22 protein-coding genes are annotated in these 24275 nt (G+C 71.1%); 19 read left to right on the top strand and 3 right to left on the bottom strand.

Features of this window, described 5'->3' with window-relative positions; all coding sequences use genetic code 11:
* The first annotated feature begins 191 nt into the window (after positions 1-191).
* From GGQ63_RS04430 to GGQ63_RS04370, 13 genes are all read left to right on the top strand, one after another.
* Positions 192-1148 carry an ABC transporter permease gene (locus GGQ63_RS04430; RefSeq protein WP_183852978.1) on the top strand — a complete coding sequence of 319 codons (957 nt, stop codon included), beginning with the start codon at positions 192-194 and terminating at the stop codon, positions 1146-1148.
* A complete protein-coding gene (locus tag GGQ63_RS04425) occupies positions 1148-2113 on the top strand; it encodes an ABC transporter permease (protein ID WP_183852976.1) in 966 nt (321 codons plus the stop codon). Before GGQ63_RS04430 ends, GGQ63_RS04425 begins: the two co-directional genes overlap by 1 nt.
* Complete coding sequence (locus GGQ63_RS04420; protein WP_183852974.1) at positions 2110-3108, top strand: ABC transporter ATP-binding protein; 999 nt, start codon at positions 2110-2112, stop codon at positions 3106-3108. The genes GGQ63_RS04425 and GGQ63_RS04420 overlap by 4 nt, the downstream gene beginning before the upstream one ends.
* Positions 3105-4145 carry an ABC transporter ATP-binding protein gene (locus GGQ63_RS04415; protein ID WP_343061075.1) on the top strand — a complete coding sequence of 347 codons (1041 nt, stop codon included), beginning with the start codon at positions 3105-3107 and terminating at the stop codon, positions 4143-4145. The genes GGQ63_RS04420 and GGQ63_RS04415 overlap by 4 nt, the downstream gene beginning before the upstream one ends.
* Positions 4142-5254 (top strand): four-carbon acid sugar kinase family protein, encoded by a 1113-nt coding sequence (locus GGQ63_RS04410; RefSeq protein WP_183852972.1) that lies wholly within the window; start codon positions 4142-4144, stop codon positions 5252-5254. Before GGQ63_RS04415 ends, GGQ63_RS04410 begins: the two co-directional genes overlap by 4 nt.
* Positions 5251-5994: a FadR/GntR family transcriptional regulator gene (locus GGQ63_RS04405; RefSeq protein ID WP_183852970.1), complete on the top strand. Its 744-nt coding sequence runs from the start codon at positions 5251-5253 to the stop codon at positions 5992-5994. The genes GGQ63_RS04410 and GGQ63_RS04405 overlap by 4 nt, the downstream gene beginning before the upstream one ends.
* Before the next feature lie 204 nt (positions 5995-6198).
* Positions 6199-7173 (top strand): complex I NDUFA9 subunit family protein, encoded by a 975-nt coding sequence (locus tag GGQ63_RS04400; protein WP_183852969.1) that lies wholly within the window; start codon positions 6199-6201, stop codon positions 7171-7173.
* 68 nt (positions 7174-7241) lie between these two features.
* The gene (locus tag GGQ63_RS04395; RefSeq protein WP_183852967.1) at positions 7242-7961 is read left to right on the top strand and encodes a DUF1868 domain-containing protein; all 720 of its coding nucleotides are present in this window, start codon (positions 7242-7244) and stop codon (positions 7959-7961) included.
* A 198-nt stretch (positions 7962-8159) separates the two neighbouring features.
* A complete protein-coding gene (locus GGQ63_RS04390) occupies positions 8160-9089 on the top strand; it encodes a substrate-binding domain-containing protein (protein ID WP_210308415.1) in 930 nt (309 codons plus the stop codon).
* 74 nt (positions 9090-9163) lie between these two features.
* Positions 9164-10150: an ABC transporter permease subunit gene (locus tag GGQ63_RS04385; RefSeq protein WP_183852963.1), complete on the top strand. Its 987-nt coding sequence runs from the start codon at positions 9164-9166 to the stop codon at positions 10148-10150.
* Between the two features lie 2 nt (positions 10151-10152).
* The gene (locus GGQ63_RS04380) at positions 10153-10935 is read left to right on the top strand and encodes an ATP-binding cassette domain-containing protein (protein ID WP_183852961.1); all 783 of its coding nucleotides are present in this window, start codon (positions 10153-10155) and stop codon (positions 10933-10935) included.
* 588 nt (positions 10936-11523) lie between these two features.
* Entirely contained in the window at positions 11524-12777 is a 1254-nt protein-coding gene (locus GGQ63_RS04375; protein ID WP_183852959.1) for an MFS transporter, read from the top strand.
* Between the two features lie 117 nt (positions 12778-12894).
* Positions 12895-13506, top strand: coding sequence for a LysE family translocator (locus tag GGQ63_RS04370; protein ID WP_183852957.1), 612 nt, complete (start codon positions 12895-12897; stop codon positions 13504-13506).
* Positions 13507-13527: 21 nt separating this feature from the next.
* On the opposite strand, the gene hrcA is transcribed toward GGQ63_RS04370, so the two are convergent.
* Positions 13528-14622 (bottom strand): heat-inducible transcriptional repressor HrcA, encoded by a 1095-nt coding sequence (hrcA, locus tag GGQ63_RS04365; protein ID WP_210308384.1) that lies wholly within the window; start codon positions 14620-14622, stop codon positions 13528-13530.
* 142 nt (positions 14623-14764) lie between these two features.
* Here hrcA and rph point away from each other — a divergent pair, with 142 nt between their 5' ends.
* From rph to GGQ63_RS04340, 5 genes are all read left to right on the top strand, one after another.
* On the top strand, positions 14765-15478 hold the full coding sequence (rph, locus tag GGQ63_RS04360; RefSeq protein ID WP_183852955.1) for a ribonuclease PH: 714 nt from the start codon (positions 14765-14767) through the stop codon (positions 15476-15478).
* A gap of 11 nt (positions 15479-15489) precedes the next feature.
* Complete coding sequence (gene rdgB / locus GGQ63_RS04355; protein WP_183852953.1) at positions 15490-16137, top strand: RdgB/HAM1 family non-canonical purine NTP pyrophosphatase; 648 nt, start codon at positions 15490-15492, stop codon at positions 16135-16137.
* A complete protein-coding gene (hemW, locus tag GGQ63_RS04350) occupies positions 16134-17339 on the top strand; it encodes a radical SAM family heme chaperone HemW (protein WP_183852951.1) in 1206 nt (401 codons plus the stop codon). The genes rdgB and hemW overlap by 4 nt, the downstream gene beginning before the upstream one ends.
* 77 nt (positions 17340-17416) lie before the next feature.
* Entirely contained in the window at positions 17417-18106 is a 690-nt protein-coding gene (locus GGQ63_RS04345; RefSeq protein WP_183852949.1) for an SDR family oxidoreductase, read from the top strand.
* Positions 18107-18231: 125 nt separating this feature from the next.
* Complete coding sequence (locus GGQ63_RS04340) at positions 18232-18699, top strand: YybH family protein (protein WP_183852947.1); 468 nt, start codon at positions 18232-18234, stop codon at positions 18697-18699.
* An 84-nt stretch (positions 18700-18783) separates the two neighbouring features.
* Here the strand turns inward: GGQ63_RS04340 and GGQ63_RS04335 are convergent, their stop codons facing one another.
* Complete coding sequence (locus tag GGQ63_RS04335) at positions 18784-20313, bottom strand: gamma-glutamyltransferase family protein (protein ID WP_183853986.1); 1530 nt, start codon at positions 20311-20313, stop codon at positions 18784-18786.
* 220 nt (positions 20314-20533) lie between these two features.
* Here GGQ63_RS04335 and GGQ63_RS04330 point away from each other — a divergent pair, with 220 nt between their 5' ends.
* Complete coding sequence (locus tag GGQ63_RS04330; protein ID WP_183852945.1) at positions 20534-21538, top strand: Gfo/Idh/MocA family protein; 1005 nt, start codon at positions 20534-20536, stop codon at positions 21536-21538.
* Positions 21539-22984: 1446 nt separating this feature from the next.
* Here the strand turns inward: GGQ63_RS04330 and GGQ63_RS04325 are convergent.
* The gene (locus GGQ63_RS04325) at positions 22985-24211 is read right to left on the bottom strand and encodes an NAD(P)/FAD-dependent oxidoreductase (RefSeq protein ID WP_183852943.1); all 1227 of its coding nucleotides are present in this window, start codon (positions 24209-24211) and stop codon (positions 22985-22987) included.
* Positions 24212-24275 lie beyond the last annotated feature (64 nt).

Raw genomic sequence — 24275 nt, 5'->3', positions numbered from 1 at the left:
CTTGACAGGTGAACAAGTGTCTGCGAACCCTGCCGTCGAGCGCGTCCTTCGACGGCGCCCGGGAGGAACGCGCATGGGACGCGACGAACACGCCCAGCACGAACTGCGCGACCTTCCGCACGGACATGCTAGACTGACCGTCCGGCGATGCGCGGACGGTCCGTCGCGCCGAAGAGTAGAGTAGAGGCGTCATGCTGCGTTATATCCTGCGCCGCGTCCTGATCTGGATACCGTCGCTGCTGCTCATTCTGCTCGGCGTCTACGCGCTTGCCTTCTTCGGCGCGGGCGATCCGATCAAGCTCATCTTCATGCGGGCGCCCGGCGACGTCGCCTATGATCCGGTCCGCATCGAGGCGATCCGCCAGTCGGCCGGCCTCGACCAGCCCTTCCTCGTCCAGTTCGGCCATTACATCCTCAATCTCCTGCAGGGGAACTGGGGCAATTCGCTGATCACCGGGCGGCCGGTCTGGCGCACCATCTCGGCCGCCGCGCCGGTGTCGCTGCAGCTCGGCCTCGTCACCATCGTGCTGACCGCCGTGATCGCCATCCCGCTCGGCGTGATCGCCGCGCTCAACCAGAACAGCCGGCTCGACTATGCGATTCTCGGTTCGGCGATCGCGCTGTGGGCGATCCCGCCCTATGTCGCCGGGCCGCTCCTGATGGTCGCGCTGATCGTCATCCTGCCGGGCGGCGAGATCCCCTATGGCTGGGGCGGCATCTTCGACGTCCGCGTGCTGCTGCCGCTCGCCGTGCTGTCGATGCAGCCGATCGCGCTGATCGTGCGGCAGACGCGCGCCGCGGTGATCGAGGTGATGGGCGAGGATTTCGTCCGCACCGCGCGGGCGAAGGGCGTGCCCGAGCTGATCGTGGCGCTTCGCCACATCATGCGGCCGGTGCTCACCCCGGTCGTCACCCAGCTCGGCCTGATCATGATCACGCTGATCAACGGGGCGATCTTCGTCGAGCTCGTCTTCGGCCTGCCCGGGCTCGGCCGGCTCACCGTGCAGTCGACGCTCGACAGCGATTATCCGATCATCCTCGGCATCACGCTGATCGGCGCCAGCCTCGTCATGATCTCCAATCTTCTCGTCGACCTGGTCTATCCGCTGCTCGATCCGCGGGCCGGCCAGGCGAGGCAGGGCCGCTGATGTCCTCTCCCGCGCTCTCCACCGGTCCGGCCGAGGCGCCGGACGAGACGGTCAGCCTCTGGCGCGACGCCTGGCGGCGGCTGATCGCCAACCGGCTCGCCGTGTTCGGCCTCGCGGTCGTCGCGCTCCTCATCCTCGTCGCGCTCGTCGGTCCCTGGCTCACGCCCTACGATTTCCTGTCGCAGGACATCAACGCCCGCAATCAGGCGCCGAGCCTCGTGCACTGGTTCGGCACCGACGATCTCGGCCGCGACGTGCTCTCCCGCGTCATCTACGGCGCGCGCACCGCGCTGCTCGTCGCGATCGTCGTCACCGGTATCGCGCTGTCGATCGGCGTCCTGCTCGGCGCGGTCGCGGGCTATGCCGGCGGGCGCGTCGACGCCTTCATCATGTGGCTGACCGACATTGCCATGTCGGTGCCGAGCCTGCTGCTCGTCGTCGTCATCAACACCTCGCTGAAGCCGCCGCTCGCCCGCTGGATGGACGCGAAATATCTCGAGACGCTCAATCCGGTGTTCCGCGAGACGGTGTGGATCGACTTCGTCCTCGTTTTCGGCTCGATGGCGCTGATCCTCTGGCCGCCCTATGCGCGGCTGATCCGCGCCCAGGTGCTGTCGATCCGCAGCCGCAACTATGTCACCGCCGCGCGGGCGCTCGGCCTGCCCGCCGGCATCGTCATCCGCCGTTACATCGTGCCGAACGCGCTCGGTCCGGTGATCGTCGCGGTGAGCGCCGGCCTCGGCAATGCGATGGTGCTCGAGAGCGCCTTCTCCTTCCTCGGCGTCGGCGTCACGCCGCCGACCCCCTCCTGGGGCAACATGATCTCGGACGGCCTGCGCGTCTGGCGCACCTATCCGCATCTCCTCGCCGCGCCGGCCGCCGTGCTCGGCCTCGCCACCATCGCCTTCTCCTTCCTCGGCGACGGCCTCAACGACGCCCTCAATCCGAAACAGTGGCGCAAATGAGCTCCTCCCCCCTTCTCTCGGTGCGCAATCTCGAGATCGAGGTCTCGACCCGGCGCGGGCCGGCCAAGGTCGTCGACGGCATCTCCTTCGATGTCGAGCGGGGCGAGGCGCTCGGCGTGGTCGGCGAATCCGGCTGCGGCAAGTCGATCACCACGCTCAGCCTGCTCGGGCTGCTGCCGCCGGGCGCCCGGGTCTCCGCCGGCTTCGCGCTGATGGACGACAGGAACCTCTTCACCTTGTCGCGTCCGGCGCTCCGCAAGGTGCGCGGCGGGCGCATCGGCATGATCTTCCAGGACCCGATGACCTCGTTCAATCCGGTCCTGAAGATCGGCGACCAGCTGATCGAGCCGCTCGTCTATCATCGCGGCCTGTCGCGGGCCGAGGCCTGGGAGCGGGCGGGCGAATTGCTGCGCCTCGTCGGCATTCCGGGCGGCGAGGCGCGGCTCGACAATTATCCGCACGAGCTCTCGGGCGGCATGCGGCAGCGCGTGATGATCGCCATGGGCCTCGCCTGCGAGCCGCCGCTGCTGATCGCCGACGAGCCGACCACCGCGCTCGACGTGACGATCCAGGCGCAGATCGTCGATCTCGTGAAGGATCTGCGTGCCCGCCTCGGCATGTCGATCATCTGGATCACGCACGATCTGGCGCTCGTCTCCGGGCTCGTCGACCGGATCATCGTGCTCTATGCCGGCAAGGTGGTGGAGGAGGCGCTGGTCGACGATCTCTATGCCAAGCCCACCCATCCCTATACGCGCGGCCTGCTCGCCTCGCTGCCGACGCTCGAGGGCGAGGAGACGCGGCGCCTGCCGGCGATCGGCGGCACGCCGCCCGATCCGGGCCGCCGGCCGCCGGGCTGTCCGTTCGCGCCGCGCTGTCCGCTCAAGGTCGAGCTGTGCGAGCGGGCGATGCCGCCGCTCGAGCCGGTCGACGGCCGCAACAGCCACCGCGCCGCCTGCTGGGTGACGACCGGAGCCATGGAGATGGCCGCGTGAACGCCCCGCTCGCCATCACCCCCGAGACCCCGGTCGCGAGCGCGCCGCCGCTCCTGCGGATCGAGGGCCTGTCGAAGCACTTCTTCGTCAAGCTCGGCGCCTTCGGCCAGAAGAGCGCCGAGGTGCACGCGCTCGACGATTTCACGCTCGACATCCGCCGCGGCGAGACGCTGTCGCTGGTCGGCGAGTCGGGCTGCGGCAAGTCGACCGCGGGCTTCACCATCCTGCAGCTCTACAAGCCGAGCCGCGGCCGGGTGGTCTACGAGGGCGTCGACCTCGCGACGCTCGACGAGAAGGCGCTGCGGCCGCTGCGGCGCAAGCTGCAGGTCGTGTTTCAGGATCCCTATTCGACGCTGAACCCGCGCATGACGGTCGGCGAGGCTGTCGGCGAGCCTCTGCTCTACCACCAGCGTGCGACCAGGGTGGAGCTGTCCTCGAAGGTGGAGCAATTGCTCGGCGATGTCGGTCTGTCGCCGCGCTTCGCCATGCGCTACCCGCACGAGCTCTCCGGCGGCCAGCGCCAGCGTGTGGTGATCGCCCGGGCGCTCGCCTGCGGGCCGGAGTTCCTCGTCTGCGACGAGGCCATCTCGGCGCTCGACGTGTCGGTCCAGGCGCAGATCATCAACCTGTTCCAGGACCTGCAGGAGCGCTACGGCCTCACTTATCTCTTCATCGCGCACGACCTCGCGGTGGTGCGGCACATCTCGACGCGGGTGGCGGTGATGTATCTCGGCCGGCCGGCGGAACTGGCGCCGAAGCGGAGCCTTTTCTCGACGCCGCTGCACCCCTATACGCAGGCGCTGCTTTCGGCCGTGCCCGAGCCCGACCCGGCGCGCGAGCGGACCCGCCGGCGCATGGTGCTGAAGGGCGACGTGCCGAGCCCGCTCGATCCGCCGTCGGGCTGTCGCTTCCACACACGCTGCCCGCTCGCCATCGACATCTGCCGCGCCGAGGTGCCGGCCTGGCGCGAGGTGCTGCCCGACCATGCCGTCGCCTGCCATCGGGTCGGCGAGGCGATCCCGGTGCCCGGCGCATGACGCGGCTCGCTCTCGTCGCCGACGACCTGTCCGGCGCGCTCGACACCGCGGCGCCCTTCGCCGCGCACGGGCTCTCGACCGTCGTCGCGCTGGCGCCCGACGCGATCCCGCAGGCCTTCGCGAGCGGCGCGGACGTCGTCGCGGTGAGCACCGGCTCGCGCGAGCGGAGCCCGGAGGCCGCCGCCGCACGGGTCGCGACCGCGATCGACGCGCTCGCGGCGCGGGCGCCCGATCTCGTCTTCCTGAAGATCGATTCGCGTCTCAAGGGCCATGTCGCCGCCGATCTCGCGGCGATGCGGGCCGGCTTTCGCTGTCGGACCGCGCTCGTCGCGCCGGCCATCCCGGATCTCGGCCGGGTGGTGCGGGGCGGGCGGGTGGAGGGCTTCGGCGTGCCGGCGCCGATCGACATCGCCGTGCGGCTCGGGCCGGCGGCGGACGGCGCGACGATCGTCGATGCCGAGCGGGACGCCGATCTCGTTCACGCGCTCGGCCGTGCGCTCGACACGGCGGAGCCCCCGCTTCTGGTCGGCGCCCGCGGACTCGCCCGCGCGCTCGCGCTCCGCCTCGGCGGGGAGAAGCCCGCCGCCGCGCCGCCGCTCGGCCGGCCGATCCTCGTCGTGATCGGCTCGACGGATCCGATCACCGTTGCGCAGGTCGCCGCTCTCCGCGCCGCACTGCCGGAGGCGGCGGCGGTCGCTGCGCCCGACGGTGTGGTGCCGGAGGTGACCGGCGCACCCGGCGGGGCCCTGCTCGTCCATGCGAGCGATGGCGGGGCGGCGGTGTCGGGCGCCGTCGTCGCGGCGCGGCTCGCCGCGGGCGTCGTGCGGCTCGCCGCGACGCTCCGGCCCGCCGCACTGGTGCTCTCCGGCGGCGAGACGGCGCAGGCGACGCTCGATGCGCTCGGCGTCGGCACGCTCATCGTGCGGGGCGAAGCCCTGCCGGGCATCGCCCATGCCGAGGCGGCGATCGCCGGCCGGCCGGTCGCCGTGCTTACGAAGTCCGGCGGGTTCGGCGGGCCCGACACGCTCGTCGACCTCGTCCTCTCTTCGGTGCCGGTCAGGGCGCGACCCGTCCTCGCCGAGCCCGTCCGCTCCGGAGCCTCCCGATGACGACCGAAGGCACCCTACCGCGCGACCTCGACGGCCGCCCCAAGGCGCAATCGCTCGCCGACCGCGTCTATCACGCCCTGCACGCCCGCATCGCCAATGGCGAATTCCCGCACGACCAGCGCCTGCCGAGCGAACACGAACTCGCCGAGCAGTTCGACGTGTCGCGGCCGATCGTGCGCGGCGCGCTCGAGCGGCTCAGGAGCGAGGGGCTGATCTACTCTCGCCAGGGTGCCGGCAGCTTCGTGCGCCACAAGGCCGAGCCGCGGGCGCTCGGCTTCGCGCCGGTCGGCAACATCGCCGACATCCAGCGCTGCTACGAATTCCGCCTGACCATCGAGCCGGACGCCGCCTTCCACGCCGCGCAGCGGCGCAGCGACGCGTTCCTCGCCAAGATCGCCGGCATTCTCGACATGCTCGGCAGCGCGACACGCGAGCAGCGCCACCGCGAGGACGCCGATTTCGCCTTCCACTACGCCGTCGCGGAAGGCGCCAACAACCACTACTACGCCTCCTCGATGCTGGCCCTTCGCGATCACATCGCGGTCGGCATGAAGCTGCACGGCCTGTCGCTGCTCGGCCCGACGCCCGGCCTGCAGCGCGTCTTCGCCGAGCACAGCGCGATCTTCGAGGCGATCCGCGACCGCCGGCCGGAGGAGGCGCGCGACCGCATGCGCCGCCACCTCGAAGGCTCCCGCGACCGCCTCTTCGAGGGCCGCCTGCTCGACCTGTCGATGGATTGAGCGGGGAGGGGGGGCCGGGGCGCCGCCGCCCTTTCGGGACGCGCGCGGAAGGCTCGTCGCTGTGCCATCCGCCGATCCCATTCCCGTCTGTCGCACAGCCCACCCAAAAACGAGCCCCGCGGCGCCGCGGGCGCTCCTGTCGCGTGGACGTACGGGCGCGCCCGCGCTATCAGCGTCGGTAAGGTCGAGACGGCGGAGAGAGCGATGAGCGCGGCTTCGGGGAAAATGGTCACGGTGTTCGGCGGCTCCGGCTTCGTCGGCCGGCACGTCGTGCGCGCCCTTGCCCGCCGCGGCTGGCGCATTCGCGTCGCCGTCCGCCGGCCCGACAAGGCGCTGTTCCTGCAGCCGCTCGGCACGGTCGGGCAGATCATGCCGGTGCAGGCCAATCTGCGCTATCGCTGGTCGATCGAAAGGGCGCTCGAGGGCGCCGACGCCGCGGTCAATCTCGTCGGCATCCTCCACGAGAGCGGCCGCCAGACCTTCGCCGCCACCCAGGCCTTCGGCGCCCGCGCCGTCGCCGAGGCCGTGCGCGACGCCGGCATAGCGCGCTTCGTGCAGATCTCGGCGATCGGCGCGCGGCCCGATTCCCCCTCGCTCTACGGCCGCACCAAGGCCGAGGGCGAGCAGGCGGCGCTCGCCGCCGTGCCGTCCGCCATCGTGATGCGGCCCTCGGTGGTGTTCGGCCCGGAGGATTCCTTCTTCAACCGCTTCGCCGGCATCGCCGGCCTGTCGCCCTTCCTGCCGCTGTTCGGCGGCGGACGGAACCGCATGCAGCCGGTCTTCGTCGGCGACGTCGCCGAGGCGATCGCCCGCGCGCTCGACGACCGCGCGACGCCCGGCACGATCTATGAGCTCGGCGGACCGGAGGTGAAGACCTTCCGCGAGCTGATGGCGCTGACGCTCGAGACGATCGGCCGCGAGCGCCTGCTGCTGCCGCTGCCCTTCGCGGCCGGCCGGCTCGCCGCCTCGGTGCTCGGCCTGCTGCCGAAGCCGCTCGTCACCGCCGACCAGCTGAAGCTCCTCGCCGAGGACAATGTCGTCTCGGCGGAAGCGATCGCCGAAGGCCGCACGCTCGAGGGCCTCGGCATCCAGCCGACCGCGATGGAGGCGGTGCTCGCCTCCTATCTCGTCCGCTACCGGGTGCGCGGCCAGTTCGCCGGCCACCAGTCCGGCCTCTGAGCCGGCGTCACCGCGCCGTCATCGGCACGCCTTAAGTCGCCCGCGTCGGACGACGCGGAGAGACGGCGATGGAAGCGGAATGGAAGGCCCGGCTGACGGCGGGACCGGCCGGCAGCGAGACGTCGGCGGTCGGTACGCGCTTCGACGCGGGAGGCCGCCCGCTCCGCTTCGGCGGCAACACGGTCGTCTGCCATGTGCCGGTGGTCTCCGCGCTGTGGCGCGATCTCGCCGCGCTCGGCGGCGCGCTCGCCGCCCTGCCCTCGGCCGGCTCCTATGCCTTTCTGCCGCCCGAGAGCTACCACATGACGGTGTTCGGCGGCGTCACCGCCAATCCCGACCGGGTCGAGGTCTGGCCGGAGGGCGTGCCCGCCGCCACCCCGCGCGCCGCGATCGACCGGCTGTTCATCGAGCGGCTCGCCGGCATGCGGGCGCCGCAGCGCTTCCGGATGCGCCCCGCGGCATTGCGGCCGATGGGAACCGGGGGCACCGTGCTCGAGCTCGTGCCGGCCGACGAGGACGAGCTGCGCCGCATCCGGGGCCTGCGCGAAGCGCTCGCTCTGCGGCTCGGCATCCGCGAGGCGAACCACGACGCCTATGCCTTCCACATCACCTTCAGCTATCTGCTGCGCCATCTGTCCGCCGAGGCGGCGGAGGCGCAGATCGCCGACCACGCCCGGCTCGTGGCGACCTTCCGCACCGCGCGGCCGGTGATCGAGCTCGGCCCGCCGGAATTCTGCCTGTTCTCGACGCTCGAACGCTTCCTGCCGGTCGCCTGGTTCGACGCCTGAGCGGGCTCCGGCCCGGCGCTGGCCGGCTCGTCATAATGATATAATCCTCCCTCGACCCGGCTACCGTTCCGTGCCAGTCTCCGCTCGCTCGCGCGGCCGGGAGGAGAACGGCCGCCCGAGTCGATCAATCGCCCGTCGACAAGGGCGAGGCGCCGCAAGGCCGGCGCGAACGAAGCACAACGGGAGGAAACCAACGTGCTGAAGAAGCTCCTCATACTCTGTTCAGGGCTGTTCCTGGCGCTCGCCCTGCCGGCGGCGGCGCAGCAGAAGACCTTCTACTGGATCTCGCACGGCACGTCCGCCGATCCGGTCTGGACCTATTTCCTCGCCGGCGCCGAGCAGTGGGGCAAGGACACCGGCCAGACGGTCAACACCTCCTTCCATCAGGGCAATGTCGCCTCGCAGCAGGAGGCGGTGCGCGCCGCCATCGCCGCCAAGGCGGCCGGCATCGTCACCACGAGCCCCGATCCGGGCAGCCTCGTCGACGTCGCCAAGGAGGCGAACGCCGCCGGCATCCCGATCATCAACTTCAACACGCCCGATCCGAGCGCCAGCTTCGACGCCTATGTCGGCGGCGACAACGTCGTCTTCGGCCGCGCCTGGGCACAGTATCTGGTCGACAAGGGCCTGGTGAAGAAGGGCGATTTCGTCTGGATGCCGGTCGAGATCCCGGGCGCCACCTATGGCGTGCAGGAAGAGGAAGGCATCAAGAGCGTGTTCGAGCCGCTCGGCATCACCTATGAGGTGACCGAGGCGACGCTCGATCAGGCCGAGGTGATCAACCGCATGGTCGATTATCTCACCGCCAACCGCAGCAAGGTGAAGGCGATCATCGGCCTCGGCGATCTGGTCACCGGCTCGATCAAGCGCGTCTTCGACCAGGTCGGCGTCCAGCCGGGCGAGATCCCGGTCGTCGGCTGGGGCAACTCGCTCGACACCACGCAGGAAGTGCTGAACGGCTATGTCAACGCCGCGCAGTGGCAGGACCCGCAGGCGACGAGCTATGTCGCGCTGTCGCTCGCCGCGATGGCCTCGTCGGGCATCCCGCCGGGCTTCAACGTCATCACCGGCGCGCTCTACGAGAAGGACACCGCGCAGGTCTACGACACCATCCTGTCGGGCAAGTAAGCGCCGGCCGTGCCCCTCTCCCGCAAGCGGGAGAGGGGACGTCGTTCCTTCTCACCAACCTGCCGGACCGCCCCGTGGAAAACCGATCCCTCATCGCGCGCCTGACGGCGCGGCCCGAGCTCGGACCCTTCGTCCTGCTCCTCGCCGAACTGGTCGTCTTCTGGTCGATCAATCCGGAATTCCTGTCGCCGCTCAACATCTCGAACACGCTGTCCTTCACCGTCGAGCTCGGCCTGATCGCGCTCGCCATGACGCTGCTGATGACGTCCGGCGAGTTCGATCTGTCCGTCGGCTCGGTGTTCGGCTTCGCGCCGGTCCTGATGTGGACGCTCTTCAACGCCGGGGTGACCTCGCTCGGCCTCGCCTTCGTCGTCGCGCTGGTCGTCGCGGCGCTGATCGGCTTCGCGAATGGCTGGTTCGTCACCCGGGTGCGGATCTCCTCCTTCCTCGTCACGCTCGGCATGCTGCTCGTCGTGCGCGGCACGGCGCTCTTCATCACCGACGGCTTCCCGCAGCGCACCTGGAGCGCCGGCGGCCACTGGCTCGCCGAGGTGCTGGTCGGCGATTTCTATGTCGGTCCCTTCCGTCTCTATATGTCGCTGTTCTGGTTCATCCTGTTCGCCCTGCTGCTCGGCTATGTGCTGACCGGGACGAAGGCCGGCAACTGGATCCAGGCCGCGGGCGGCAACGCCAATGCGGCGCGTGCCCGCGGCGTCAAGGTCGATCGCGTCAAGGTCGCGCTCTTCATGCTGTCGGCGACGCTCGCCGGTTTCGCCGGCATCATCTCCTCGATCCGCACCTCGGCCGCCAATCCGAACAGCGGCCAGGGCTACGAGCTCGAGGTGATCGCCATGGTGGTGATCGGCGGCACGGCGCTCACCGGCGGCCGCGGCACCATCATCGGCACCGTGCTCGGCGTCCTGATCCTGCGCGTCATGCGCAACGGCATCGTGCTGATCGGCGTGCCCGGCCTCGCCTACAACATCTTCATCGGCGCGATCATCCTCGGCATGATGACGCTCCATTCCTTCCTCGATCGCCGGCATCAGGGAGCGAACTGATCATGGCGCGGCAGCATTCGGCGGACGGCACGCTCGTCCGCATGGTCGGCATCGAGAAGTCCTACGGCCGCGTCCGGGCGCTCGACGGCGTCGATTTCACCGTCCGCGAGCGGGAGATCGTCGGCCTGCTCGGCGATAACGGCGCCGGCAAGTCGACGCTCATCAAGGTGCTCTCCGGCGCCGTTCCGGCGACCGGCGGCGCGATCTATGTGCGCGGCGAGAAGGCGTCGATCCGCTCGACCACCGATGCGATCGGCTATGGCATCGAGACGATCTATCAGGACTCCGCCCTCGTCACCCAGCTCTCGATCGCCCGCAACCTCTTCCTCGGCCGCGAGCCGATCAAGGGGCCGCGCCTCCTCAACCGCCTCGACCACGAGCGGATGAACCGGGTCGCGGGCGAGCTTCTGCGCCGGGTCGGCATCTCGAAGAACATCCCGCCGACCACGCCGATCGGCTCGCTGTCGGGCGGCGAGCGTCAGGCGGTGGCGATCGCCCGGGCGATGTATTTCGACAGCGACCTGATCATCCTCGACGAGCCGACCAACAATCTCGGCGTCGCGGAGACGCAAGGGGTGCTCTCCTTCGTGCGCAATGCGCGCGATTCCGGCCATTCCTGCATCTTCATCGCGCACAACATCCACCACGTCTTCCAGGTCGTCGACCGGATCGTGGTGATGCGCCGCGGCCGCGTCGTCGCCGACGACATCGACCCGAAGACGAGCTCGGTGGAGGCGGTCGAGCGCGTCATAACCGGCATGACCGAGGCCGGCGTCCACGCCTGACAAGACCCCCCGCCCGCCCGATGCATCCTCGGCCACCATTTCCGCACGGAAGGGTGAGGGTGCACCTTTCTTCGTCAACCGAGAGAAGGCCCTCACCCCCGGCCCTCTCCCGCCGCGCGGGAGAGGGGGAGCTCCAGCGGTTGCTCTCGCACGCCCGGCGTGTCTCGGCCCATTTCCGCACAGCCGGCGCCGCCCCCCCTCTCCCGCCGCGCGGGAGAGGGCTTCCGGCCTTGGCGTCGCAGGGAGCGCAAGCGACCGAGACGGTTAGGCCGGAAGGGTGAGGGTGGCTCTCCTTCGTCAACCGAGAGAAGGCCCTCACCCCGGCCCTCTCCCGCCGCGCGGGAGAGGGGGGTGCCCCGGCGGTTGCTCTCGCATCGCCCATGTCCAGGCCGCAGCGCGGCGCAGCCCGGGCGGCGCCGGCGACACATCCCGGCTTCCCGGCGGGGCCGATCGGTGGGAGAGTGGAAAGGCCGGGTAAAACCTGCCGTAGGAGAGTCCGGCGCCATCATTTCGTCACCCGACCGCAGGAAGGGTTGACCCCTTGAATCGGTTCGACCGCCCCCCGTCGCACGCCAGCCCCTTCGCCGAATGGCCTCCCAGCTCATCCCCGTCGCCGCGCTTCTGCTCGGTTCCGCCTTTCTCCTCGTCGCGGGGGGCATTCACGGCCTGCTGCTGCCGATCCGCGGCGCGGTGGAGGGCTTTTCGACCACCGAGCTCGGCCTGATCGGCACGGGCTGGGCGGCCGGCTTCGTGCTCGGCTGCCTCGTCGTGCCGCGCATGGTGCGGCGCGTCGGCCACGTCCGCTCCTATGGCGTCATGGCCTCCGTCGCGGCCGTCGCCATCCTCCTCAATCTCCTCGTCGTCTCGCCCTGGCCCTGGATCGTGCTGCGGGCGTTTTCCGGCTTCTGCTTCGCCGGCGCGGCGATGATCGTCGAGAGCTGGCTCAACGAGCGGGCGACCCGCGAGAACCGCGGCACGATCTTCTCCGTCTATCAGATGGTGAACTTCGCCGCGTCGACGGTCGGCCAGCTCCTTCTCGCCACGGCACCCGCGGAAGGGTTCTTCTTCTTCGTGCTCGGCGCGATCTTCTATTGTCTCGCGATCCTGCCCTCGGCGCTGTCGACCGCGCAGACGCCGCGGCCGCTCAAGGTGTCGCGGCTGGACCTCAAGAAGCTTATGGCGAATTCGCCGGTCGCCGCCGTCGGCTGCTTCATCATCGGCAATGTCAACGGAGCCTTCGGCACGCTCGGCGCCGTCTATGCGCAGCAGATCGGCCTTCCGATCGCCGCGATCGCCTTTCTGATGAGCGGCGCGGTGCTCGGTGGCGCGCTCACCCAGGTGCCGCTCGGCCGGCTCTCGGACCGGATCGACCGCCGCGTGGTGCTCGTCGGCGTGTCGGGCGCGGCGATCGTGATGGGCGTCCTGATCTCGCTCCTCAACCCGCACGACCCCTATGTGCTGATCCCGATGATCGCGCTGTTCGGCGGCATGATCTATCCGATGTACGGGCTCACCGTCGCCCATGCGAACGATTTCGCGGCGCCCGACGAGTTCGTCCAGATCGCCGGCGGCCTGCTCCTGATGTCGGGCATCGGCACGGCGATCGGCCCGATCATCGGCGCGCTCGCCATGGAGCACATCGGGCCGCAGGGGCTCTTCACCTTCTGCTCCGGCGCGCATCTCCTGCTGATCGCCTACACGCTCTACCGCATGCGCCGCCGGCCCGCGCCCTCGGTCGACGCGCGCGAGGCCTTCCAGCCGATGCCGCTCCTGAAGAACCAGACGCCGGAGACGGTCGCGCTCGACCCCCGCGCCGACGACCAGCCGCCCCGCGGGGCGTGACGGTGGCCGGTCTCCCCCTTTCCAGCGGGCGGGAGAGTGGGAATGGAGCGGCCGGGCGGGGGCGCGTGATTTGAAGGGCGGTCCGGCGGAGCGTCGGCCCGCCGGGGGAGGGTCGGGATGGGGATCGAGTTTCTGCTGACGTCGCTGATCGTCGTCGCCTCGCCGGGAACCGGCGTGCTGTTCACCGTCGCGGCGGGCCTGTCGCGCGGGGCGCGGGCGAGCGTCGTCGCCGCCCTCGCCTGCACGCTCGGCATCGTGCCGCACATGCTCGCGGCGGTGACCGGCCTCGCCGCGCTCCTCCATGCGAGCGCGCTCGCCTTCGAGACGCTGAAGGTCCTCGGCGTCGCCTATCTGCTCTATATGGCCTATGCGACGCTGAAGGACCGCGGCGCGCTGCGGGTCGAGCCGGAGGCGGCACCCCGCTCGGCGCGGCAGGTGATCGTCTCGGGCGTGCTCGTCAACATCCTCAATCCGAAGCTGTCGATCTTCTTCTTCGCCTTCCTGCCGCAATTCGTCCGCGCCGACGACCCGGCCGGGCTCGAGCGGATGCTCGCCCTCAGCGCCGTGTTCATGGCGCTCACCTTCGCGGTCTTCGTGCTCTACGGCGTGTTCGCCGCCGCGGTGCGCCGGCAGGTGCTGTCGCGGCCGGGCGTGCTCGCCTGGATGCGGCGGGCCTTCGCCGCCGCCTTCGTCGCACTCGGCGTCCGGCTCGCCTTCGCGCAGCGCTGACAGCGGCACGGAGCGGGCGGTTCAGGCCTTGCCGAGCACGCGGCCGACCAGCCGGGCGGTGTAGTCGACCATCGGCACGATGCGGGCGTAGTTGAGCCGCGTCGGGCCGATCACGCCGAGCACGCCGATCACCCGGCTCTCGCTGTCGCGATAGGGCGAGACGACGAGCGAGGAGCCCGACAGCGAGAACAGCTTGTTCTCCGAGCCGATGAAGATGCGCACCCCGTCGCCCTCCTCGGCGCGGCCGAGCAGGTGGATCAGTTCCTGCTGCGTCTCGATGTCGTCGAAGAGCAGGCGGATGCGTTCGAGGTCTTCCGCCGCCTTGACGTCCTCGAGGAGATTGGCCTGGCCGCGCACGATGAGCGTTTCCGGCCGCCCGCCCTGGCCGCTCGCCGCCCAGCTCGCGAGGCCGGCATCGACGAGCTTCGCGGTCAGCTGGTCGAGCTCGGCGCGGGCCTTCTCCTGCCGCGCTTCGAGCTCGGCCCGCGCCTCGGCGAGGGTGCGGCCGCGCAGCGAATTGTTGAGATAGTTGGATGCCTCGGTGAGCGTCGAGGGCGTGGTGCCGGGATCGAGCGGGATCAGCCGGTTCTCGACCGTGCCGTCCTCGGCGACCAGCACGACGAGCGCCTTCATCGGCTCGAGCCGCACGAATTCGATGTGCTTCAGCCGCGCATCCGACTTCTGGGCGAGCACGACGCCGGCCCCGCGCGACAGACCGGACAGCATGCGGCTCGCCTCCGACAGCACGCTCTCGACGGTGCGGCCGCCGCCCGAGCCGGCGACCTGCGCCTCGATCTGGCGCCGCTCGTCGGCGGCGAGGTCGCCGACCTCGAGCATCGCATCGACGAAAAGGCGGAGCCCGCCTTCGGTCGGCAGCCGGCCCGCCGAGGTGTGCGGCGCGAAGATCAGGCCGAGATGTTCGAGATCGGCCATGACGTTGCGCACCGATGCGGGCGACAGCGCCATCGGCAGAATACGCGACAGATTGCGCGAGCCGACCGGCTCGCCGGTGTCGAGATAGCTCTCGACGATGTGGCGGAAGATCTCGCGCGACCTGCGGTCGAGTTTCCACAGGGCCGAGGCCGACGCTTCGGAGGGGATGCGGTCGCCGGACAAGGGGCGGTCTCCAGATCGAGAGGGGCGGGAAACACCCGCCGGGAAATTAAGTGTCGATTTTGCCGCGCGCTTCAAGCCGGCCTTTGCCGCGTGGTTGCTTGCCGTTACAAGCGGCAGGAACGCTTTGAGAACGGGATTCGACATGCGACCCTCCGGACGACCCGCCGATGCCCTCCGCGCCGTCAGCCTCGAGCGCGGCGTCGCCAAGCACGCGGAGGGCTCGTGCCTGGTCCGCTTCGGCGATACGCACGTGCTGTGCACGGCGAGCGTCGAGGAGAAGCCGCCGGCCTGGCTGCGCGGTTCGGGCAAGGGCTGGGTGACGGCCGAATACGGCATGCTGCCGCGCGCCACCGGCGACCGGATGAAGCGCGAGGCGGCGTCGGGCCGGCAGTCCGGCCGCACGCTCGAGATCCAGCGGCTGATCGGCCGGTCGCTGCGCGCCGTCGTCGACCTCGTCCATCTCGGCGAGAAGCAGATCACGGTCGATTGCGACGTCATCCAGGCCGATGGCGGCACCCGCACCGCCTCGGTGACCGGCGCTTTCATTGCGGTGTATGACTGCATCGCCTGGATGAAGAGCCGCAACATGGTCGGGCCGAAGCCGATCCGCGATCATATTGCCGCCGTCTCCGTCGGCATCTATCGCGGTACGCCGGTGCTCGACCTCGACTATGCCGAGGATTCCGAGGCCGAGACCGACGCCAATTTCGTCATGACCGGCTCGGGCGGCATCGTCGAGATCCAGGGCACGGCCGAAGGGCGCCCCTTCGACGAGGCGCAGCTGACCGCCATGCTGGCGCTCGCCCGGCGCGGCATCGGCGAACTGGTCGCGCTGCAGAAGCAGGTGATTCTCTGAGGAGACCGCCGATGGACGTGGAAGCCCTCGATCCGATCCGCCTCGCGCCCGGCGCGACGCTCGTCGTCGCCACGCACAATGCCGGCAAGCTCGCCGAGATCGAGGCGATGGTCGCCCCCTTCGGCCTGAAGGCGGTGTCGGCCGGCGCGCTCGGCCTGCCGGAGCCGGAGGAAACCGGCTCGACCTTCGAGGAGAACGCCGCGCTGAAGGCCCATGCGGCGGCGCAGGCCTCCGGCCATATCGCGCTCGCCGACGATTCGGGCCTCGCCGTCGACGCGCTCGGCGGCGATCCCGGCATCTATTCCGCCCGCTGGGCGGGGCCGGACAAGGATTTCGCCCGCGCCATGAGGAATGTCGAGGAAGGCCTGCAGCGCGCCGGCGCGACGACGCCGCAAGGCCGCGGCGCGCGCTTCGTCGCCGTGCTCTGCCTCGCCGCGCCGGACGGCCGGGCCGAATTCTTCCGCGGCGAGGTCGAGGGCACGCTCGTCTGGCCGCCGCGCGGCGACAAGGGCTTCGGCTACGATCCGATGTTCCTGCCGGAGGGAGAGACGCGCACCTTCGGCGAGATGAGTTCCGAGGAGAAGCACGGGCTCGACGATCCGCTGTCGCACCGGGCGCGGGCCTTCGCCCTCTTTGCCGCGGCGAGGCTCGCGGGATGAGCCGGCTCGCCGTTCCCGCCGGGTCCGCGCGGGCCGCGGATGCGGCGCCGCCGCCCGCCGATCCGGGTTTCGGCGTCTATGTGCACTGGCCGTTCTGCGCGGCGAAGTGCCCCTATTGCGACTTCAACAGCCATGTCCGGCACGCGCCCGTCGACCAGGCCCGCTTCGCCGCCGCGCTCGCCGCCGAGGCCCGGGCGATGGCCGAGCGGGCGCCGGGCAAGCGCGTGACCTCGATCTTCCTCGGCGGCGGCACGCCCTCGCTGATGGCGCCGGAGACGGTCGGCGCCGTGCTCGACGCGGTCGCGGCCGCCTGGACGGTGGATGCCGATGCCGAGATCTCGATGGAGGCGAACCCCTCCTCGGTCGAGGCGGAGCGGTTCCGCGGCTATCGCGCCGCCGGGGTCAACCGCGTCTCGCTCGGCGTCCAGGCGCTCGACGACCGGGAGCTGCGCTTCCTCGGCCGGCTGCACGATGTCGACCAGGCGCTCGCCGCGATCCGGCTGGCGCGCGAGACGTTCCCGCGGCTCTCCTTCGACCTGATCTATGGCCGGCCGGGCCAGACGCCGGAGGCCTGGGCGGCCGAGCTCGAACGGGCGATCGGCCTCGCCTCCGACCATCTGTCGCTCTACCAGCTGACGATCGAGCCGGACACGATGTTCGAGAAGCTCTATCGCGCCGGCAAGCTCGCCATGCCCGACGAGGAGACCGGCGCGGCGCTCTATGCGGTCACGCAAGCCGTCTGCGAGGCGCACGGCATGCCGGCCTATGAGGTGTCGAACCACGCCGTGCCGGGCGGCGAATGCCGTCACAATCTCGTCTACTGGCGCTATGGCGAATATGCCGGCGTCGGCCCGGGGGCGCACGGCCGGCTGGTGTCCGGCGGCCGGCGGCACGCCCTCGCCACGGCGCGCGAGCCGGAGCGCTGGCTCGCGCGGGTCGAATCCTGGGGCGACGGGGTCGATGCCGACGACATTCTGAGCGAGGAGGAGGCCGGCGACGAGATGCTCCTGATGGGGCTGCGGCTCGTCGAGGGCATCGACCTGCGCCGCTACCGCGCCATCGCCGGCCGCGGCCTCGATCCGGGCCGGCTCGCCGATCTCGTCGCGCACGGCATGGTCGAGACGATCGGCCCCGACCGCGTCCGCGCCACCCGCGCCGGCGCCTTCGTGCTCGACGCCGTGGTGGCCGATCTCGCCGCCTGAGCGGCGCGCGCCGACGGACGGGCTCGACGGGCGGCCGGCTCTGCCGTAAACGCGGCCGGGAAAGAGGAGCCGCCATCATGTCGAAGACCGCCATCGTCACCGCCGCCTCGAAGGGCATCGGCGCCGCCGCCGCCCGCCGCCTCGCCGCCGACGGCTATACGGTCGGCGTGCTCGGCCGCTCGGAAGGAACGGAGGCGATCGCCGCCGAGATCGGCGGCTTCGCGGTGCGCGGCGACGTGACGTCGGCCGCCGACCTCGAAAGCCTCGTCGCTGCGGCGCGCGAGAAGACCGGCCGCATCGACGCCGTGGTGGTGAGCGTCGGCCATGCCGCCAAGGGCACGCTCACCGGGCTCACCGACGGCGACTGGCACGCCGCGCTCGACATGATCCTGATGCCGACCGTGCGGCTCGCCCGGCTCACCGGTGCCGATCTCGCGGCGACCGGCGGCGCCTTCGTCGCGGTGTCGAGCTATGCCGCGCTGCGGCCCGATCCGGTGTTCGTCGTCTCCTCGGCGCTGCGCGCCGCGCTCACCAACTATGTCCGCATGCTGGCGCGGGAGTGGGCGAAGGACGGGGTGAGCGTCAACGCGGTCGCGCCGGGCTTCGTCGATTCGCTGCCGGAGAAGCCGGAACGCCTCGCCGCCATCCCGGCCGGCCGCTATGCCCGGGTCGAGGAGATCGCCGCGACGATCGCCCATCTGGTATCGCCCGAGGCGCGCTATCTGACCGGCCAGACGATCGCCGTCGACGGCGGCCTCGTCGCCTAGGCTGCTGCCCGCCGGCGCGCCGTTTTGCGCAACATCGTGCCTTGTGCGGGCGGCGCCGTTCGATCTAGCTTCCTCTCGTGTACAGTATCCAGAGCGCTCCGGCGCGGAACGAGGAAGACGGAACGATGACGACGGAACCGGGGCTGCGGGCCGAGGCGGCGGATCTCGAGGCGGTGAGGGCGTGGTTCGACGCGCTTTCCCGTCACGTCCAGAAGGTCGATTACGAGGGCGCCCGGCCGCTCTTCGACAACGACCTGCTGATCTTCGGCACGTTCCAGGACTTCGTCGTCGGCCAGCCCGAATCGGAGCGGCAGCAGTGGCGCAATGTCTGGGGTACGATCGAGGGCTTCCAGTTCCGCATCGGCGACGTACGGGCGCTCGTCTCGCCCGATCGCCTGTTCGCGACGGGGCTCGGCATCTGGGATTCGACCGGCTTCACCGAGGACGGAACGCCTTTCGACCGCAAGGGACGGGCGACCGTGACGCTCGAGCGCAGAAGCGTCGACGAACCCTTCGTCGCCACCCACACCCACATGTCGCTCTTCCGCGGCACGCCCGACCGCTCCTACGGCCGCAAGCCCAAAGCGGCATGACGGACCGCGGCCTGACGACCGCGGCATGACGGGCCGCGGCCCGCGAGACGACGGGCCTGCGCTTCGCGACCCGGCGGCGCGTCCTCAGAAGGCGACCGCCTGGCCGTCCTTCCTGAGGTCCGAGCCGCCGACATAGCCGGCCTCGGTGCGCACGATGAGCTGCGCGCCGCCGAAGGCGAACACCGCATCCGGCGGCTCGACCACCACCTCGTGGCCGAGCGCCGACAGGGCGGCGATCGTCTCCGCTCCGAGCCCCGGCTCGACGGCCACCTTGCGACCCTTCTCGACGCGCCAGCGCGGCGCGTCCGCGGCCGCCTGCGGGTTCTGGTCGTAGACGAGCGTGCGCAGCGCCATCTGCAGATGGCCCTGCGCCTGCATCGGCCCTCCCATCACGCCGAAGGCCTGCAACGGCGCGCCGTCCTTTGTCACGAAGCCCGGGATGATGGTGTGGAAGGGCCGCTTGCCCGGGCCGACCGCATTCGGATGGGTGGGATCGAGGCTGAAGCCGGCGCCGCGGTTCTGCAGGCTGATGCCCGTGCCGGGCACGACGACGCCGGAGCCGAAGCCCATATAGTTGGACTGGATGAAGGAGATCATCCGGCCCGACGGGTCGGCGGCGGCGAGATAGACCGTGCCGCCCGGCCGCGGATCGCCATGGCCGGGATCGCCGGCGCGGGTCCGATCGACGAGCGCGGCGCGCCGGTCGAGATAGGCGGGGGCGAGCAGATCGTCGGGCGATACCGCCATCGCCGCCGGCTCGCCGACGAAGCGCGCGGTGTCGGCGAGCGCGAGCTTCATCGCCTCGATGGCGAGGTGGAGCGTCTGCGGGTCGTCGACCGGCCTCGTGCCGGGCTCCAGCCGGTCGAGAATGCCGAGGCCGATCAGCGTCGCGATGCCCTGGCCGTTCGGCGGGATTTCCCACACCCGCGCGCCGGCGAAATCCTGGCCGACCGGCTCGACCCATTCCGCCTCGTGCGCGGCGAGGTCGTCGAGCGCGAGCGCGCCGCCATGGGCCTTGGCGTGCTCGACCATCGCCGCGGCGAGCGCGCCGCGATAGAAGGCCTCGCCCTCGCTCGCGACGATCGCCTCGAGGCTCGCCGCGAGGGCGGGGTTGCGGAAGAGTTCGCCGGCGTTCGGTGCCCGGCCGCCCGGCATGAAGGCCTCGGCGAATCCCGGCTGGTCCTCGAGGGTCGGCGTTTCATGCTGCCAGCGGGCCGCGACGAGCGGGGCGAGCGCGTGCCCGTCGCGGGCATAGCGGATCGCCGGCGCCGCGATGGTGGCGAGCGGCAGCGTGCCGAAGCGGCGCCACAGCGCGATCCAGGCCGAGACGGCGCCCGGTACCGTCACCGCCCCCCAGCCGCGGCGCGGCATGGCGGCGAGCCCGGCGAAGCGATCGGGCGTCCAGCCGGCGGGCGCCCGGCCGGAGGCGTTCAGCCCGTGCAGCCGGTCGCCGTCCCACAGGATCGCGAAGGCATCCGAGCCGAGTCCGCAGCCGGTCGGCTCGACCACGGTGAGCGCCATCGCCGCGGCGATCGCGGCATCGATCGCATTGCCGCCGAGCGCCATCATCGCGAGGCCGGCCTGCGCGGCGAGCGGCTGCGAGGTCGCCACCATCGCCCGGCCGAGCACGGGCTGGCGGACGGACGGGTAGGGGAGGGAGAAATCCAAGGCGGCGTCTCCGGCTGGCGGGGCTGGCTCCGCGCGCCGGCGCGGCTCCCCGTTCTAAGCGCCGGGCGGCCGGCGCCGCAAGCGCGCGATGGCCGGTCCCTCCAATCGACAGGGCGGGGCGCGACTGCTATCGCTCGGCCGCAGAGGACATCGAGGGGAGGATGGCATGGCGACGATCCGTTGGGGCGTTCTGAGCACGGCGGCGATCGGGGTGCGCAAGGTGATCCCGGGCATGCTCAAATCGCCGCAGGGGCAGATCACGGCGATCGCCTCGCGCGACGCCGCCCGCGCGGAGGCGGTGGCGCGGCAGTTCGGCTTTCCGAAGCACTATGGCAGCTATGAGGAACTGCTCGCCGATCCGGAGATCGACGCGGTCTACAATCCGCTGCCGAACCATCTCCATGTGCCGCTGTCGATCAAGGCGCTCGAGGCCGGCAAGCACGTGCTCTGCGAGAAGCCGATCGCGCTCGACGCCAAGGAGGCCGAGACGCTGATCGCGGCGCGCGACGCGAGCGGCAAGCAGGTGCTCGAGGCCTTCATGGTGCGCCAGCACCCGCAATGGATCCGCACCCGCGAGATCGTGCGGTCCGGCGAGATCGGCGCCGTCGGCCTCGTCTCGGTGACGCTCAGCTATTTCAATGCCGACCCGGCGAACATCCGCAATATGGCCGGCATCGGCGGCGGCGGCCTCTACGACATCGGCTGCTATGCGGTGGTGCTCGCGCGCTACCTGTTCGGCGCCGAGCCGCTGCGCGCCGTTTCGCTGATCGATTTCGACCCGGTGATGAAGACCGACCGGCTGGCGAGCGGCATCGTCGATTTCGGCGGCGGCCGGCGGCTCGTCTTCACGAGCTCGACGCAGCTCTCGCCCTATCAGACGACGCAGGTCATCGGCACCAAGGGCCGCATCGAGGTTCCGGTCTCGCTCAACGCGCCGCAGGGCGAGGCGACGCGGATATTGGTCGACCTCAAGGGGCCGCTCGATCCCGAGCCGCCGCGCACCGAAGAGATCGCCCCCTGCGACCAGTATACGCTGCAGGCGGAGGCCGCAGCGCGCATCTTCCTCGGCGAGGAGGAGGCGGAGTTCCCGATCGAGGACGCGGTGCGCAACATGCGCGTCATCGACGCGCTCTACCGCTCGACTGAGACGGGCGCCTGGCAGACGGTCTGAGGGAGGGCGCCCGTCCGTGCCTCGCCCGGCGTCACGATTATGGACCCCGGCACGGAGGCCGGGGTGACGGGTGCTTTGCCGTGGCGAGGGCTCTCTCGGGCTCCCGCTGTCCGTCCGCCCTCCCTCGTGTGAGGGCTTCGAACAGCCCCCCCACCCGTCATGCCGGCCTCCGTGCCGGCATCCATAATCGTTCGGGTGGGCGTTCACGGGCGGCCCTATCCATCTGTCATCCCGGCGAAAGCCGCGAGGCGGTCGCACGTTCGAAGCGCAACCACGGACGGCGCGGCGTGATGGGTCCTCGCCTTCGAGGATAACGGGTGCGGGGGATGGCGGCGGCGCCCCCTTTCGCCCGGCGTCACGATTATGGACCCCGGCACGGAGGCCGGGGTGACGGGTGCTTTGCCGTGGCGAGGGCTCTCTCGGGTTCTCGCTGTCCGTCCGTTCTCCCTCGTGTGAGGGCTTCGGACAGCCCCCTCCACCCGTCATGCCGGCCTCCGTGCCGGCATCCATAATCGTTCGGGTGGGCATTCAGGGGCGGCCCTATCCATCTGTCATCCCGGCGAAAGCCGCGAGGCAGCCTCACGTTCGAAGTGCAACCACGGACGGCTCGGCGTGATGGATCCTCGCCTTCGCGAGGATGACGGGTGCGCGGGATGGCGGCGGCGCCCCCTTTCGCCCGGCGTCACGATTATGGACCCCGGCACGGAGGCCGGGGTGACGGGTGCTCTGGTGTGGCGAGGGCTCTCTCGGGCTCCCGCTGTCCGTCCGCCCTCCCTCGTGTGAGGGCTTCGAACAGCCCCCTCCACCCGTCATGCCGGCCTCCGTGCCGGCATCGATAATCGTTCGGGTGGGCATTCACGGGCCGCCCCATCCATCTGTCATCCCGGCGAAGGCCGCGAGGCAGCCTCACGTTTGAGGCGCAACCACGGACGGCTCGGCGTGATGGATCCTCGCCTTTGCGAGGATGACGGGTGCGGGGGATGGCGGCGTCGCCCCTCTCGTCCGGCGTCACGATTATGGACCCCGGCACGGAGGCCGGGGTGACGGGTGCTTTGCCGTGGCGAGGGCTCTCTCGGGCTCCCACTGTCCGTCCGCCCTCCCTCGTGTGAGGGTTTCGAACAGCCCCCTCCATCCGTCATGCCGGCCTCCGTGCCGGCATCCATAATCGTTCGGGTGGGCGTTCACGGGCGGCCCTATCCATCTGTCATCCCGGCGAAAGCCGCGAGGCGGTCGCACGTTTGAAGCGCAACCACGGACGGCTCGGCGTGATGGATTCTCGCCTTCGCGAGGATGACGGGAGCGCGGGATGGCGGCGGCGCCCCCTTCGCCCGGCATCACGATCATGGACCCCGGCACGGAGGCCGGGGTGACGGGTGCTTTGCTGTGGCGAGGGCCTTCGGCTTCGGTCCCTTCCCCCCTCCGGCGCGAGAGGGGAGGGGCTGCCGATCAGGCGAGCAGCGTCTTGAGCCGCACCGCGGGCGCGGCGAGCGAGGCGGCGTCGGGGGCGGCGCGGCGGGCGATCAGCATTTCGGCGAGGCGGACCTCCTTCGCGATCGCCGCATTGGGGCCGAGCGCGCTCACCGCGACGAGACGGCCGTCGGCGGCGCGGTGGAAATCGAGCCGTGCCGTGCCGAGATCGCGCGTCACGGTCTCGACGCCCTCGTCCGGCAGACCGGCGATCTGCAGCGTCAGCTCGTACTGGTCGGACCAGAACCAGGGCACGGCGGCGTGCGGTTCGGCCGCGCCGAGGAGGTTGCGGGCGGCCGTGTTGCCCTGGTCCTGCGCGTTCCGCCAGGCCTCGAGCCGGATCCGCCGTCCGCCATAGAGCGGATGCGGGAAGGAGCAACAATCGCCGGCGGCGAAGATGTCGGGGTCGCCCGAGGCGAGCGTCGCATCCACCGCGATGCCGTTGTCGAGCGCGAGGCCGGCGGAGGCGGCGAGCGCGGTTTCGGGCAGCGCGCCGATGCCGGCGATCACCGTGTCGGCGGCGAGCGTCTCGCCGGTCGCGAGCACGACGAGCCGTTCCGCGCCGTCACGGCGGAGTTCGGCGATGCCCGTGCCGGTCAGGATGCGGACGCCGGCCGCTTCGTGCCGCGCGGCGATGAGGGCGGCGAGCGGCGCCGGGACCGCACGCGCGAGCAGCCGCGGCGCCAGCTCGACCAGCGTGACGGTCGCGCCCCGGACCACCGCAGCCGCCGCGAGCTCGAGGCCGATGAAACCGCCGCCGATGACGATGATGCGCCGGCCCGGCTGCAGGGCGGCGCGCAGCGCCAGCGCATCGGGAAAGCCGCGCAGGGTGAGCACGCCCGTCTCCGCCGCGCCGGGCAGGGCGAGCGGCCGGGCGGTCGCGCCGGTCGCGAGGAGCAGGCGGTCATAGGCAAGGGCGCGGCCGTCGGCGAGCTGGAGGCGATGGCCGGCGCGGTCGATTCCGGTCGCGGTCGCCCGCGCGAGATGGACGACGCCGGCCTCGCCGAATTCCGCCGCGCGCAGGATGGTGCGCGGCTCCGGCTCGGCGTCGTCGAGCAGCGCCGCCTTCGACAGCGGCGGCCGCTCATAGGGCGGATGAGCCTCGGCGCCGACGAGCGTCACGCGGCCGGAAAAGCCGTTCTCGCGCAGCGCCAGCGCGGCCCGCGCCCCGGCCTCGCCGGCTCCGACGACGACGATCGACTGCATGGTTCCGTCCTCCGCCACCGAGGGCTGGTTTCCTCGCCGCGTGTGGAGAGGGTGGGGTGAGAGA

This window comes from Prosthecomicrobium pneumaticum (genome assembly GCF_014199915.1).
GTDB classification, from domain to species: Bacteria; Pseudomonadota; Alphaproteobacteria; order Rhizobiales; family Kaistiaceae; genus Prosthecomicrobium; species Prosthecomicrobium pneumaticum.
The sequence above is the reverse complement of the archived record's forward strand: the minus strand, read 5'-3'. Positions and strand labels throughout refer to the sequence as shown.